The following is a 14,029-nucleotide window of genomic DNA, read 5'->3' as shown; positions in this document are numbered from 1 at the left end:
AAGACAACATTTCCACTGACAAAGAAAAAAAACATGTACCAACTGTACATGTTTCTCCAAAGCGGGTGATGGGAATCGAACCCACGTATCTAGCTTGGAAGGCTAGTGTTCTACCATTGAACTACACCCGCATCTGCTATAAAATTGTGATACTGCTTTGGTTTTCACCAAAGCGGGTGATGGGAATCGAACCCACGTATCCAGCTTGGAAGGCTGGTGTTCTACCATTGAACTACACCCGCACAGTGCCCAGAGCCGGAATCGAACCAGCGACACGAGGATTTTCAGTCCTCTGCTCTACCGACTGAGCTATCTGGGCAACTCAGTATTGCGCTAACAACAAAAATTATTCTATACTAAGTTTTCGGATTTGTCAATACATTTTTAAATTTTTCTTCACTTTTTTTACTTACACTTTCCATGCCTTTTTCTTTTTTCGTGAGGCTCTGGCTTCTCTTGATCTGTTCCTGACAGCTCTTTCAGCAAGTCTCTCATTTCCTTCATCGACATATTCTTCACTTCTTTTGCCGTAATTCTTGGATCCAACTCCTGAATTTCTAAAAACACCTTATATTTCCCACAGGAAAATCCTGCTTCATGCGCATTTTCTACTTCTTCTGCTTTTATATAATAGCAATAAATATTTTCGCTTTTGTTTGTACATCCCTTTATATGATTCAAAACTTCTTTTGATTGTATTTGATCATTAACTTTCCACTGAGAGCACATGATTAAATCGATTAAGTTCCAACTCCAGAGATGGATTGATATCGATGCTGATTTCTGCTGTTGGTTCAAAATAGAGCCAATGTCCTCGGTATCTGCATAATTTTTTAAATGTATCATGCAAAGTCGCCGAATCATATCCGAATATTGCTCGACTACTCGATTTACATCTTGCTCACCTTTCATGAGTTTTTCACCTGCTACTTATTTCGCCCTGCCCGATATCCTTGTCTGTGTCTCATTCCCTTTCCGTTTGTCAGAACTTCCCCTTGGCCAGATTTACAATGATCATAAATTCCATTTTGATCCTCATCCACATAGGAACAGACCACTTTTGCATTGTTACAGATTCCATTGCCATCGACATCTATAAAATTTCTTCCTTTTGCCTGTCCAGCAGCAAAGACACTTGCTGTCCCTGCGGAAACTACGATTATTGAAGTCAAAATACCAACTGTTGTTTTCTTCATACTCATAACGAAGTCCTCCCATACTATAAATGTAATAATTACGTTTCACTTATAATACGACTGTCAGGCAAAAATCTATTCCATATTGTTATTTTTTCTATTTTACGTACTTTTTAGTTCTTTCATCCCGGATGACCCCGCCAAAATTCATTCCATACCCAAAATCGTAAGTATGTCCTTCACTGTCTTCGTAGCATTCCATGTCAAATGCCACATCTTCTTTCTGTTGTTCAACCGTTTCCATATCCTTTGGAATCTGGATTGGCAGTAGTCCTTCGGGATCAAATGCTCCGGTAAGAACATCTAGCACAGCTGCCGGAGTCACTCCATATTCTACGAGAATTGCATCCGTATACGGTTCAAATTCTGCCATCACCATCGGATTTTTTAAGGTGACGATCGCAATGACTGGTTTTTCTCCCATCTCTTTTCTCATATTCAGAATCAGATCAAGATCTTCCTCATTTGCCGCCGTGTTCCACTTCCCTTTATACCCACGGTCCTTGGATGCTTCGAGCGGATCCCCTCCTGCAATACTTATCTCTCTTGCAGTTTTTGCCTCATATGGACGATATTGAAGTGTCACCGGAACGTAGCCGTTTCCACCATCTTCTCTGTCTTTCGGATCATATCCAACACTGATCGGGGATTCGATAAAACAGAGCGCGGCATCCGCTTCCCTCGGATCTTCTGTTATATGGAAATAAGATGCTGCCGCTTGTTTTGCCATCGGAGTCACTGTCTGATCCCCTGTCGGCATACTCATAAAGTTCAGATAAGAGCGTATATGTCTCTTTGGAATATAAACTTTGATTCCCTTTTTCAATGGAAGTACATGCTCCCTATTCTTTACCATCGTCACAGATCTCAGCTGTGACTCAAATCCCTTTTCTTTGAACGTTTCACATCCTACAATACTCAAAGAAGACTTCAAATTTAAATATGGATTTTCAAAAAGTCCTGTCCGGAAAATATTTAAAAGCAGGCGGTAGGCAGATCTCCGAAATCTTGCATCTGTAGCCTCTTTCCCATACTTTTCACATGCCATTCCGTAGGCTTCCATGACAGGCTTGACATCATTATTTCCACCAAACTGGTCGACACCGGCCTCCAATGCTTTTAAATGGCGTTCCGCCTCTGTCAAATGTTCCACACCCCAGCATTTTCCAGCAAACTCTTCTTCCGTCTTTCCGGTATCATGAGTGATTCCCCAATCGGTACATACCACTCCGTCATATCCCAGCTCTTCCCGCAGCAAATCCTGGATCAGATATTTGTTGAAAGAATTTCCTACATTCTCTCCGTATTTCTGATCTCTCTCATAAGAAATCGTGTAGTAAGGCATGACAGCGCTTGCTTTTTTTGTCTTTCCACCAAGCGAAAATGCTCCTTCTGTAAATGGCCGTAAATGCTCTGCAAAATTTTCTCCCGGATAGACTGCATATTTTCCATAGGCATAATGCGCATCTCTTCCTCCCTCGCAAGGACCTCCGCCTGGGAAGTGTTTTACCATTGTATTGACGCTGTCCTTTCCCCATCCGTCCGCAGTTCCTTCGGTTGTCTGAAACCCGTCACAGTATGCTTTTGTCATATCGATCGTCATCTGGGTGTGCTCCCCGAACGTATCTGCAAACCGCATCCATCTCGGCTCTGTCGCAAGATCAATCTGAGGTGAAAGTGCTGTCGTAATCCCAAGTGCCCGGTATTCTGCAGATCCAGCTTCCCCAAATGCCTTTACCAGCTCTGGGTCGAAGGATGCGGACAATCCAATGCCATTTGCCCACTTCGAGATCGGTTCTCCGGTCACTCCCATATATTCTGCCGTAGAACCCGCACTGTGTCTCGGATCTGAACTGTTATTGACTGGGATTCCGAAACCGGTATTTTCCGCCAATGCCTGAAGGTTATTGTTCCATCTGACCGCCACCTCTGTGCTCTCAAGCCCCATGATTAGAACATGGCGCACTTTATCTTTCTGCACAAACTCCTTCTGCTGGTCTGTCAATTCCCATGGCTTTGCACCACTTTCCTCATATCGTTTTCCTTCATAAGTTCCACCAAACGTCTCTGCTAGTTTTCCTTTTGCTGGAATCAGCTGATGTGCACTGTAAAGCATTAGCCCTGCAATATCTTCTATTTCCAAACGCTCTGCCAGATCCTTTGCACGCTTCTCATAAGATAAACGCCAATCTTCATACGGAAGTAACTCTCCGGCTCCTGCCAGATCTTTAAATGCATATCCATCTACGACCAAGATTTTGACTCTGCTTCCTTCACTGATTCCCAACTCTGGTCCGTTTTCATTTTGGAGCAGTCTATATCCGTCTTCCTTTTTCTCTGTCCATTTCTGTTCCATAAAATTCTGATTCCTTTTCTCTGAATTCATTTGCTTCCTATAATCTCCTTAACTTTTCCAGTAGTTTCTCCACCTCTGCAAATGTCAGTTTTCCACCGCCAAATGCGGTCAGTCCACGCAATGGCATATATCGCATCATGGCTTCCATCATATCTCCGGTTCCCTCTCCAAGAGAATCTCCTTGCATTCCATCAAAAACAGAAATTGCTCCCATTGCTTCTGCCATAACTTCCTTCGCACCCGGAATCGTCATGATATCACCAAACATGGTATTCATAGTCAGTTCGGGTCTTTTCTGTGTTGTAGAGTGAACTTGAACTTCCTGATTTGCCAGAATGTTTCTGGAAGACTGCCCCAACGCAATCCGATAGCTTCCACTCTCTACATTCCATGCATGCAGATCTGTGTCATAGTAAGCAAATGCACGTTTCCCTAATGTAAATGTAACGGTCTTTGTCTCTCCCGGATGTAATCCAATCTTCTCAAACCCTTTTAACTCCTTGACCGGACGGATCACATTTCCTTTGGGAGGCATCACATAGAGCTGTACCACTTCTTTTCCGAAACGATCTCCGGTATTGGTCACATCTACCTGCACAGTCAATGTCTCTGTGTCGTTCATCTCCGTCTTATCTAACTTCATATTGCTGTAAGCAAATGTCGTATAACTCAGTCCGTGTCCAAATGGGAATAAAACATCCATCTCTTTTGTATCATAATAGCGATAACCGACGAACACACCTTCTCGATACTCTACTTTATTTCCTTCTCCTACGTAATATAAGTAAGATGGATTGTCCTGCAGTTTCAATGGAAATGTCTCTGCCAGATGTCCACTCGGGTTTACCTTGCCGTAAAGCACATCCACAGTCGCTCCGCCGACTGCCTGTCCGCCAAGATACACTTCCAAAATGCCTTTCACCTGATCTGCCCAAGGCATTTCCACCGGAGACCCATTGTGAAGGACTACCACTACATTTTCATTGACTTTGCAAATTTCCCGGATCAGATAGTTCTGACATTCCGGAAGGCGCATATGCTGTCTGTCATAGCCTTCGGACTCAAATGCATCCGGCAGTCCTGCAAAGATCACAGCGACTTCTGCTTCTTTTGCCACACGCACTGCCTCTGCCACGAGTTCTTCATCAACCTGATCTTCCTTCGTGTCATATCCTTTCGCATATACAACCGGATATCCTGCTGCCATCTCCAGCGCAGATTCTGTCTGAGAGGCATTGATATGTGAACTTCCGCCACCCTGGTAGCGAGGTTTCTCCGCAAATACTCCGATAAATGCCGCCTTTCTCTCTTCTGTGAGAGGAAGGATTCCGTCATTTTTCAGAAGTACCATACACTCAGAAGCTACTTTTCTCGCAAGGGCATGGTCTGCCTCACGGTCAAACACTGCTGTTGCATCCCGGTTCTCCTCAAAGCGATATACGATGTTCAGGATCCGTTCGACTGCCTGATCAAGCACATCCTCTGCTAGTGTTCCGGTTTTGACTGCTTCCACAATCTTTTTGTCATTTAATCCAAAGGAAGTCGGCATTTCAAGGTCAAGTCCTGCTTCCAGATCCGGCACTCTGTCATTGACTGCACCCCAGTCACTGACAACAAATCCGTCAAATCCCCATTCATTTCTAAGTACTTCTGTCAGATAGGTTTTGTTTTCTGCCGCATAAGTTCCATTGATCTTGTTATAAGAACACATGACTGTCCACGGTTTTGCCTGTGTCACTGCGCCCTCAAATGCACCAAGATAAATCTCTCTCAGCGTTCTCTCATCTATTTCCGAGCTCGAAGTCATTCTTCTGTGCTCCTGATTATTTGCAAGAAAATGCTTGATGCTCGTTCCGACATTCTTACTCTGTACCCCTTTGATCTGACTTGCCGCAATCTCTGACGCAAGATAAGGATCTTCTGAGAAATACTCAAAGTTCCTTCCACAGAGCGGAGAACGCTTAATATTGACCGCAGGTCCTAAAATAACCCCGACTCCCTCTGCCTGACATTCCTTTCCCAGTGTCTCTCCTACTTTGTAGAGAAGCTCTCTGTCAAAAGAAGCGGCGGTCGCACATCCTGCCGGAAAGCATACTGCTTTAATACTTTCATTGATTCCCAGATGATCTCCGCTCTCATCTTGTTTCCGGAGCCCATGAGGTCCGTCACTGACCATCATTGCCGGAATTTGCAGCCGTTCTACTGCTTTTGTATTCCAGAAATCCTGTCCGGAACAAAGTCCCGCTTTTTCTTCCAATGTCATTTTTGCAACTAATTCTTTTACGTCCATACGATTTCCTCCAATCTGATCGAATACACTCTGTTTTTTATTATACTACCGCATACACTTTTTTTGTAAGTCCTTATCCTTACTTTTATATAGGTCGATTTTATCTTTTGGGAATTGTTTTTCGATTGTTTCAGGCAATTTCCTGTGATATTATAGAGAATATGTGAAAAGAAATGAAAAATAAAAAAGCTGATCGTAAATACTCTTTCATTTTTTATAAAAAAGGAGGAACTTCCTATGTCAACAGAAATTTCCGCTGCACATGAGCACATTGAACTTTCCCACAATTTGGATATCCGCTTTGATCTTTTTCATGCATCAGATATCTACATCATGCCTCACTGGCACAATGCACTTGAGATTAATTTTGTTCTGGACAGCACTTTTGAGGTAACTGCCGATGGTCAGACTTTCCTTCTGCAGTCAGGCGACTGTATCATTATCAATTCCAAAGTAATACATGCCACCAGATACGTGAAAAATACCAAAAGTCTTCTTATACAAATTCCATATCCCCTTCTCAAAAAATACATTCCGGATATGCCAAAGATTTTTTTCGATGTACCTGTCTTTGCACAAGACCGCGAAACGAAGGCGAAACTAGATACACTCAAAACAATCCTGCAAAATATGATCTCAGCTACCGACAAAGCATCCTTATCTTCTGCCAATACACTCCGTTTTCAAAGCCTTCTGTTTGATTTTCTCTATCATCTTTACAGAGATTTTCGCCGGGAGCTGCCGCTTCGCTTTACCGACCGTCGTTTTAAAAGTCTCTCTCTTCTAGAGCCGGTGATTGAATACACTAAGCAGAATTACCATTTGCAGATCTCTATTCCGGAGATTTCAAATATTGCCTCTCTGCAACCCGAATATTTCTGCCGCTTTTTCAAAAAGCATATGGGCTGCACTTATTTGGAATATATTAACGAAATTCGCCTTTCCCATATTTACCAGGATCTCACCTCCACAGATTACCCTCTCTATCAGCTGTTGGAAATCCATGGGTTTAAAAATTACAGAGTATTTCGCCGTATGTTTCACGAACATTTTCACACCACTCCCGGCGCACTTCGAAAAGAACTAAAAGGTCAAAACCAGTAAAAAAAGATTCTGATGATTTTTCCACAAAAAAACAGCAGAACACTTGTTAAAGTTGTTCCTGCTGTCATTTATCTTTTTGTTTTTCCATTTGCTTATGCCCCATCCTATTTGTGATCTGGGACATAAGTTCTTCCGTCTAAAGTACAAGCATATGCTTCTAATGCATCTGCATTTTCCATAATAAATGCTCCGATTTTTGCCCATACAGACATTTTCTTTTCTACCTTTTTCTCAGCTTTATTGTTTACATATACGTTCTGATTGTTTAATGCGATTGTTGACATAATAATCTCTCCTTTATTTTAACTTTTATAATTAACTTTTCCTTGCTACGTGTATTATGTTATCATACTACTATATTGTTTTTTAGATATAAAATTGACTACTTTTAGGTCAAAATTGACATAAGGAGATATTATCACATGATTGCATTTAAATATAAACAATTATATAACGTGGACGATACTGGAATTGCTATCAAGTATTATACAGAGAGAGGTTACTATACACCGCCTCACTGGCATTCTCCACTGGAACTGATCTTCGTATTAAACGGTTCTGCCGAGATGAGCATCAATGGACACAGACATCTCGTTGTTCCGGGAGATTTTGTCTTAATTGACTCCAATCAGATCCACGAATCGAAATGTGCCACAATGACGATGGGGCTCTGCATCCACTATTCCCGTCAGCATTTACAAAAATATATCCCTGATCTTGACCACCTGAACCTACAGTTCAGCCGGGATATCCTCGTCAAAGAGAAGCTCGATATCTATCTCCAGATCTGCGAATTGTTGAAAAAACTTCCACCACTCCATGTCCAGCAGCCTCTTGGCTACCGCCTCGAATGTGAGTCCATCGCAATGGAAGTTCTCTATCTGATTCTGACACATTTTGCCCGCCCTGCCGAAGAATCTCTGATTCCTGAAAATATCGGGAGCCTTGACCGATTGAGTGCGATCACTTCTTATGTAGATGATCATTACAGTAAACCAATCTCCCTTGAGGAAGCTGCACAGAAACTGGGGCTAAGCCGGGAATATTTCTGCCGCTTCTTTAAACAGAGCCTCGGTGTGACGTTCACGCGGTACGTCAACCAGATCCGCCTGATTCATATTTACCATGATATCTGCAACACAGAGGACGGCATTATGGAAATCGTCGAACGACACGGTTTTACGAACTACAAACTGTTCAACAAGATGTTCAAAGAAATCTACGGATGTACACCGCGGGAAATCCGGCATAAACTTGCGATAGACAAATAGCATTTCATTATAAATGAAATATCGTACCTTCTTTATTTCTTTCCAACAAAAAACAGGTACATCTCACAACTATACGGGAAAATTTTCTCATCTTCCCTGTGATCTCTGTACCTGTTTTCTATAGTTTCTATTATTTTCTTCTACTGTTTCTTATGATCTGAATCACAACTGCGATCAGAATGATCACCAGACCAACTGCCCCCACTGTCAATCCAACAATCTGCACTCTGTCCACAGAAGTTTTACTTTGTGTTTTTTGCGTACTTTCTTTTTTCTCTGCCTCGTCTTTATCTGTTTCCTCTTCTATCGCTTCTTCCTCTTCTTCCACCTCTTCTTGCGTTTCCAGTTCCTCCTCTTCGGAATCCGGTATCACAGTGCTTTGCATGCTTGCATCCTCCACAAAGGTGATATCTTTTTCTTGTGCATACTTCTCCGCTGCACTGCCTGCTGCGCCATAGATTGTCAAATTATCACAATCCTCCAAACCGGTTCTCTCCCCAACATACTGCGGCATCAGTTTACTTCCTGCTCCGATTTTAGTTACACTGGAAGGAATATATAGTTCTTCCATACTGGAACACCGATCAAATGTACCTGGCGGGATTGCCTGCACCCCATCCGGAATGTTCAGACTTTTCAGGCTAATACAATTTCCAAAAGCTTCCATTTCTATATTTCGCAGGCTAGACGGCAGTTCCAGTGCTTCCAGAGATTCGCAAAAGTTAAATGCTCTCAGACCAATCTCTTGCAAACTATCTGACAAATGAATCGTCTTCATTTTAAAGCAACCCGCAAAAGCCTCTTGACCGATTTTTTTAACCCCATTTCCCATCGTCACTTCTTCCAGCTGCAGACAAGTGTAAAAAGCCCTCTCGCCAATTTCGATTACGCTATCTGGTATCACAACGCTTTTTATCTCTGTCTCCGTATCCTCAAAGATACTGTTATCCGGATTACCTCCGATGCGCTTTACTCCCTCTGGAATCACCACATGCTCCTCCGATCCGGTATAACTGGTCAGGCATCCTTCCTTATCGATATGGAAATCGGAATCTGTACTCTGTCTATCTTCCGCTCCATGGACCAGCATAGGAGCCGAGAACCCTACCAGTGCCAGAAGACAAAAGGTCAATACTGTCTTTTGTATTATTTTCACTCTCATACGCCCCCTCTCTTTAATAAGTGTACAATGTCTTCACTTCTCCGGTCGACAGATCTTTCTCCAGCATCGCTCCGCTCTGCAGCTTATAAGAATAGCGCCATCCTGCTCCACCTCTGATTTGCTTTTCACCGGAATCCATGAAGAAATATACCTTTTCTCCGAATTTTTCCACATACTTTAATGTAAGCGCAGTATCATCAGTCGCTTGTCCACAGATTCCTTCTCCGACCGAAGCATAATCCTCCTGCGTGATGATCTCTTCCGGAGCTCCATTTTCCGCATAATAGAATACACTTCCATCTGCAGTATAATATTCCGCCATCGGCGATGTGTCATTCAGTTCATTTCCGATGTATTCTTTGTCGACCGTTCCATCTGCATTGACCACAAAGTCAGCTGCCTTCAGCTCATCCCACTCTTCCGGCGTCAGGTCTTCTACTGTTTCCTCTTCACTACTGTACTTCGCAATCTTTCCACCCTGATACATGACTGCTGATCCCCCATAGTTTCCATATGAAAAATAAATATCTTTTCCCTGAAATACCATGAATGCGATTGTTGCATTGCTGACAAGGTCATCCTCATCTACGTGCTCTTCCAGATCCACAGTACATAGTTCTTTATCATCACTTCCGTCTGGCTGGATTCGTGCCAGTGTTACTTTATCCTTGCCAGTTCCTGCCAGCTGATAGTAGATAAATCCATCTTTAATCGCAAGATAACTTCCATCCCCTAATTTCGTTTCCTCTTCATTAGAAATGTTCAAGCTATAGATTTCTTCCTCATTCGGATCCGAACAGATAATATATTTCTCCGTCGCCGCTTTCAGTTTTCCTTTTTTGATCTCTGTAATGTCTCCACTCTTTCGGTCATAACTGCAAATCTTTGTCACTGACATATTGTCGATCGGCTTCTCATAGAAGATTTTTTCGTCGGTAACTGCGATCTCCCCGGCGCCTTCTGCCTCGAAGACCGTCTCTTCATTTCCAGACGGATCTCTCTTGATCAGCGCATTGCTCACTCCTGGCAGTGCCTGATACTGTGCCAGCGTTCCAGTCTCTTCAAAACTGCTCTTCTGATATTTCCAGTAATAGATGGAGCCATCCTCTCCTTGAATCACATTTCCCACACCTTCATTTTCTGCCTGCATACGTTCCTCTGTGATCAGAGAGAGCGGAATCTTCTGACGGACAATGCCATCCTCTATTTTTTCGTTGTATAAATTTGTATATTCTGTATTTAACAGAAGCGCACTGTCATATCTTGCACTCTCATTCATCCTTATGATCAGCTCATAACTTTTCGTGATCAGTTCCTGAAGATTCATCATTTCTAACTGCACAGTATCCCACTTCGTCACATCAATCTCATCCGCAGAAGGTGGGTTCCCTTCTGCCTCTCTTACTTTTCCGATGCGATCCCATGTGTGAAAATAAGTCCGAATCATCAGCATATAGTTTGCCCTTGCTTCCTTGAGCTGCTCGATTGTGATTGCCTGCTGATTCACAACATGATTTAATACATAACTGCAATTGTGCAGTGACATTGCGCCGATATCCAGCAGTACATCCGCATCATACGCATCGCTTCCGAGATCAAACTGTTTAGAAATCTCTGGGATTGCAGAGGCCACAGGAACAATCATCCCATAGACTTCCAACGCTTTTCCGGCGACCGGAACCTTTTTAAAAAGCTCAGAGGCAAATACATCCATTACCTGGAGAATGATCTGATGCCATAATTCTTTCTCCGAATCAGAACTATTCTCATACAGCCTTTTTGCAGAGTCCTGAAGCATTTCTGCTCTTTCTCCTGCTCTCTTTACATAGGATATATCACTGTCTGCAAGTGATTTCAGCTGATCACAGTAAATCTCTTGCCAGTTTTCTAGGCGATGGACCGCCTCAATCACTGTATACAAGCGCAGTGCAATATCCAGATCCGTTGCTGTCTGCGACACACTCCCCTGACTTTTAATTAATTTTGTAAGCCACTCTTCCGGAATCACATCCCACTTCGTAAATGGAATCCCATTTCTTTTTTCCATATATTTCAAAATACCGGACAAGTCTTCCGGCATCTTTCCAAGTCCCTCTAACATCCCATATCCATCTTTAAATATCTTCAACAGTGTTTCCATATCTGCAAAAATATCGTCTTTTCCTTCCAGATATTTTGAATCGTCTTTTCCAAGATCATATAATACTTTCTCGCACTGCTGTTTCTCAATCATTCTTTCGCCGATGACTGATAAAATAATCCGGTAATCAATCTCATCTCCCAGCGCCAGCAGCACATATTTAAAACTCTTCTCATATACATGATTGCCATAAAGATCTTCGGCAAGCGGGCGCATTTTTGCCAGTTTTGGGAAATCATTCAAAAGATTCCAAAGAGTCTCTTTCGGAGCATCTACGACAACCGTTTCCTCATCCATCTGCCATCCTGCATTCAGCAGGTACATTGTCTTCTCCAATGGAAGATAAATTTCATCATCTTTCACCTTACATTCCAGCGGAAAGGTCTGTCTTGAAATCGGTCCAATCTCATTTTCTAATGTTGCCGTCCCTTCTTCTACATTGATCCTCACCATATAGCCATTCCGGTTTAGGTCGACTCCGTATGCTTTTTCTTCTACAACTGCCCCACAGACCTGTGCGATTTCTTGCGGCTGTGCATAAATGATCTTGTCTTCTGCCTTTACATAAATCTGTGTCTTTTCTCCGGTCGCATACTCACGTATATTCAAATAACCGTTCTGCTCCTTTTCTTCTGCAAGTACACTAATCGGCTGCACAAGCATACAGACAGCAAGTATCATTCCCCATATCCGTTTTCTTCTCATTGTGCTCCCTCCAACTCCTTCACGACTTCACTGTAAAGTTCCACATACCCCCCAAGCAGTGCATCTGACAATTCATCGGTCATCTCTATTCTCCACTGAAGGTTTTCTTCCTTGAGAAGTATGTCTGCTTTATACGTCTTCATTGGCATTTCTCCCAGATTTTTTGTATCCCAATCTGAAAGGAGATGTAAAAAATCATTTAGCACAGTCCCCGAATCTGATTTTAAATGTGTCTTCTTTTCAATCTCCAACTCTGCAATGGCAGGAAGATCCAGATTTGTAATTTCTACTGAAACCCAACAACTTCCATCTTTATGTTTCTTTGCTTTTCCAATCTCATAAGACAGATGATCTGCCGCAATCTTCATATATTCACTAAATTCCACAGGTTCTCCATACCCCTGATTCCAGAGAAGTCTTGTCAGCATTTCGCCATCTTTATCTTGATATGCATTCAGAAACTCCTCACAGACTCCCTGCGCCTCCTCCAGTGTCTTCTGTTCATACGCTTCCTCTCTCTCCTTTTCCGCACGTTTATTCAGCAAACCTGCCACTACAAAAATAAATAGGATGAGCAGAAGAACAATCGTCAGTATGACCCCTCTGGTTCGCCTCTCCTGTTTCTTTCTTTTCATATACATTCCTCCTATTTTTTCTTCTGTTTTTTTCATGATTATACTACTTCCCTATATCGTTTTGTATGATCACGTCATGGATTTCAAGATATATGTAATATATAACCTTACCTTGTCTTTTCTCACTGCTTCCCTCTGTGATATAATAGATTCGGATTTAAACTTTTAGAAAAAGAGGAGGAAGCATCTATTATGATCTTATCGAGTAAATTTTTTCTCATACTGATACAGCTGGTTGTCCTAATTTTTTCATTTCTCACCTGCCGTTTCTTCTTTCCTCTGAAAAAATACTTTCGCAGACACTCTACACTCTGCCTGATTTTTCTGTGCTGTGTGTTTGCTATACTGGTTTCTTTGATTCCTGATGAATCTTTCCCTTATATCTGCTTTGCAATGATCTTTTTTCAGCTGATCACTTGTTTTCCCTTTTTCGAGGGACGGCTTTTGACAAAAGTAAACTTGATTTTTCTCTTTTATCTGATGTTGATAGCGATCGAATCCTTTTTTATGTTGATCATCAGTGTCGCTGATATTCTATTTCCAGATAATACACTTGAGAGTACAATGCTGTTTTTAAACTACGACTTCAAAACATTGTCTCTATATACCTCTGTGTATGTGTTCTGTTTATATTTCTTCTATAAGAAATTGCTTCCAAAGCTCAGATATTATTATGGATTTGTCCCGGAATCTTCTGTTTTAAAACTAATCCTTCCTATTATCTGTATGTACAATCTGTCAAATATTTTATTTGCCCAGATAGACAGCGACAAACCCTCCACCCTGTTGATCCATGTAGGCATCAGCCTTATCCTGCTTCTGTTTTTTTTCTTTTATATTTCAAAAACCTGCAGAATCTTTGAAGAAGCAGAACAGAGAAAACAATCTCTTCTTCTGCAAAGACAGAAGTCAAAAAGTCAATCGGAATATACACGGACACTTGAGCAAAAATACCGTGCTATCCGGCGCTGGGAACATGACAGTTCTAATCACCTGACCACAATGACATATCTGGCAAAGGATGGTCACTGGGATGAAGTATCTGCTTATCTCGAAGAACTTATGAAACAAAAGGAGGCGGATTAGCTTATGAAATATAGAATCTTTTTCTTTTTAAGCCTACTATTGATGCCTCTGTCCGCGGGTGGTCTTTTCCTTGCTTTTCTATCT

At 42.1% G+C, this 14,029-nt stretch carries 11 protein-coding genes and 3 tRNA genes; 3 read left to right on the top strand and 11 right to left on the bottom strand.

Going from position 1 to position 14,029, the window contains the following annotated elements; genetic code table 11:
• Positions 1–60 precede the first annotated feature (60 nt).
• From ACGG81_RS00635 to ACGG81_RS00605, 7 genes are all read right to left on the bottom strand, one after another.
• Positions 61–131: transfer RNA gene (locus ACGG81_RS00635), tRNA-Gly, on the bottom strand.
• A 40-nt stretch (positions 132–171) separates the two neighbouring features.
• Positions 172–242: transfer RNA gene (locus tag ACGG81_RS00630), tRNA-Gly, on the bottom strand.
• Between the two features lie 4 nt (positions 243–246).
• A tRNA-Phe gene (locus ACGG81_RS00625) sits at positions 247–319 on the bottom strand.
• A gap of 86 nt (positions 320–405) precedes the next feature.
• Positions 406–912 (bottom strand): hypothetical protein, encoded by a 507-nt coding sequence (locus tag ACGG81_RS00620; protein WP_270602836.1) that lies wholly within the window; start codon positions 910–912, stop codon positions 406–408.
• Positions 913–926: 14 nt separating this feature from the next.
• Complete coding sequence (locus ACGG81_RS00615) at positions 927–1,202, bottom strand: hypothetical protein (RefSeq protein WP_390109034.1); 276 nt, start codon at positions 1,200–1,202, stop codon at positions 927–929.
• 91 nt (positions 1,203–1,293) lie between these two features.
• Entirely contained in the window at positions 1,294–3,552 is a 2,259-nt protein-coding gene (locus tag ACGG81_RS00610; RefSeq protein ID WP_390109032.1) for a glycoside hydrolase family 3 N-terminal domain-containing protein, read from the bottom strand.
• A gap of 37 nt (positions 3,553–3,589) precedes the next feature.
• Positions 3,590–5,842 carry a glycoside hydrolase family 3 C-terminal domain-containing protein gene (locus ACGG81_RS00605; protein WP_390109029.1) on the bottom strand — a complete coding sequence of 751 codons (2,253 nt, stop codon included), beginning with the start codon at positions 5,840–5,842 and terminating at the stop codon, positions 3,590–3,592.
• Positions 5,843–6,079: 237 nt separating this feature from the next.
• Between ACGG81_RS00605 and ACGG81_RS00600 the strand changes: the two genes are divergently transcribed.
• Complete coding sequence (locus ACGG81_RS00600) at positions 6,080–6,946, top strand: helix-turn-helix domain-containing protein (RefSeq protein WP_270602833.1); 867 nt, start codon at positions 6,080–6,082, stop codon at positions 6,944–6,946.
• A gap of 104 nt (positions 6,947–7,050) precedes the next feature.
• On the opposite strand, the gene ACGG81_RS00595 is transcribed toward ACGG81_RS00600, so the two are convergent.
• Positions 7,051–7,230: a hypothetical protein gene (locus ACGG81_RS00595; protein WP_008977566.1), complete on the bottom strand. Its 180-nt coding sequence runs from the start codon at positions 7,228–7,230 to the stop codon at positions 7,051–7,053.
• Between the two features lie 138 nt (positions 7,231–7,368).
• On the opposite strand from ACGG81_RS00595, the gene ACGG81_RS00590 reads away from it, so the two are divergent.
• Positions 7,369–8,217, top strand: a complete 849-nt coding sequence (locus ACGG81_RS00590) for a helix-turn-helix transcriptional regulator (RefSeq protein ID WP_009263742.1) — start codon at positions 7,369–7,371, stop codon at positions 8,215–8,217.
• A gap of 130 nt (positions 8,218–8,347) precedes the next feature.
• On the opposite strand, the gene ACGG81_RS00585 is transcribed toward ACGG81_RS00590, so the two are convergent.
• The 3 genes from ACGG81_RS00585 to ACGG81_RS00575 are packed head-to-tail and all read right to left on the bottom strand — an operon-like array spanning position 8,348 to position 12,859.
• The gene (locus tag ACGG81_RS00585) at positions 8,348–9,379 is read right to left on the bottom strand and encodes a leucine-rich repeat domain-containing protein (protein WP_390109025.1); all 1,032 of its coding nucleotides are present in this window, start codon (positions 9,377–9,379) and stop codon (positions 8,348–8,350) included.
• A 13-nt stretch (positions 9,380–9,392) separates the two neighbouring features.
• Positions 9,393–12,224, bottom strand: coding sequence for a DUF5050 domain-containing protein (locus ACGG81_RS00580; RefSeq protein ID WP_390109022.1), 2,832 nt, complete (start codon positions 12,222–12,224; stop codon positions 9,393–9,395).
• Complete coding sequence (locus tag ACGG81_RS00575; protein ID WP_390109019.1) at positions 12,221–12,859, bottom strand: hypothetical protein; 639 nt, start codon at positions 12,857–12,859, stop codon at positions 12,221–12,223. Before ACGG81_RS00575 ends, ACGG81_RS00580 begins: the two co-directional genes overlap by 4 nt.
• Before the next feature lie 444 nt (positions 12,860–13,303).
• On the opposite strand from ACGG81_RS00575, the gene ACGG81_RS00570 reads away from it, so the two are divergent.
• A complete protein-coding gene (locus ACGG81_RS00570) occupies positions 13,304–13,945 on the top strand; it encodes a hypothetical protein (RefSeq protein ID WP_270428681.1) in 642 nt (213 codons plus the stop codon).
• Positions 13,946–14,029 lie beyond the last annotated feature (84 nt).

This window comes from Faecalimonas umbilicata, assembly GCF_042846195.1.
Lineage (GTDB): Bacteria > Bacillota > Clostridia > Lachnospirales > Lachnospiraceae > Faecalimonas > Faecalimonas umbilicata.
The sequence above is the reverse complement of the archived record's forward strand: the minus strand, read 5'-3'. Positions and strand labels throughout refer to the sequence as shown.

Bases quoted from the DNA above. Each gene is read 5' to 3' on its own strand.
- ACGG81_RS00585 (WP_390109025.1), bottom strand. From the start codon at position 9,379: ATGAGAGTGAAAATAATACAAAAGACAGTATTGACCTTTTGTCTTCTG.
- ACGG81_RS00615 (WP_390109034.1), bottom strand. From the start codon at position 1,202: ATGAGTATGAAGAAAACAACAGTTGGTATTTTGACTTCAATAATCGTA.
- ACGG81_RS00600 (WP_270602833.1), top strand. From the start codon at position 6,080: ATGTCAACAGAAATTTCCGCTGCACATGAGCACATTGAACTTTCCCAC.
- ACGG81_RS00575 (WP_390109019.1), bottom strand. From the start codon at position 12,859: ATGAAAAGAAAGAAACAGGAGAGGCGAACCAGAGGGGTCATACTGACG.
- ACGG81_RS00605 (WP_390109029.1), bottom strand. From the start codon at position 5,842: ATGGACGTAAAAGAATTAGTTGCAAAAATGACATTGGAAGAAAAAGCG.
- ACGG81_RS00620 (WP_270602836.1), bottom strand. From the start codon at position 912: ATGAAAGGTGAGCAAGATGTAAATCGAGTAGTCGAGCAATATTCGGAT.
- ACGG81_RS00595 (WP_008977566.1), bottom strand. From the start codon at position 7,230: ATGTCAACAATCGCATTAAACAATCAGAACGTATATGTAAACAATAAA.
- ACGG81_RS00580 (WP_390109022.1), bottom strand. From the start codon at position 12,224: ATGAGAAGAAAACGGATATGGGGAATGATACTTGCTGTCTGTATGCTT.
- ACGG81_RS00610 (WP_390109032.1), bottom strand. From the start codon at position 3,552: ATGGAACAGAAATGGACAGAGAAAAAGGAAGACGGATATAGACTGCTC.
- ACGG81_RS00590 (WP_009263742.1), top strand. From the start codon at position 7,369: ATGATTGCATTTAAATATAAACAATTATATAACGTGGACGATACTGGA.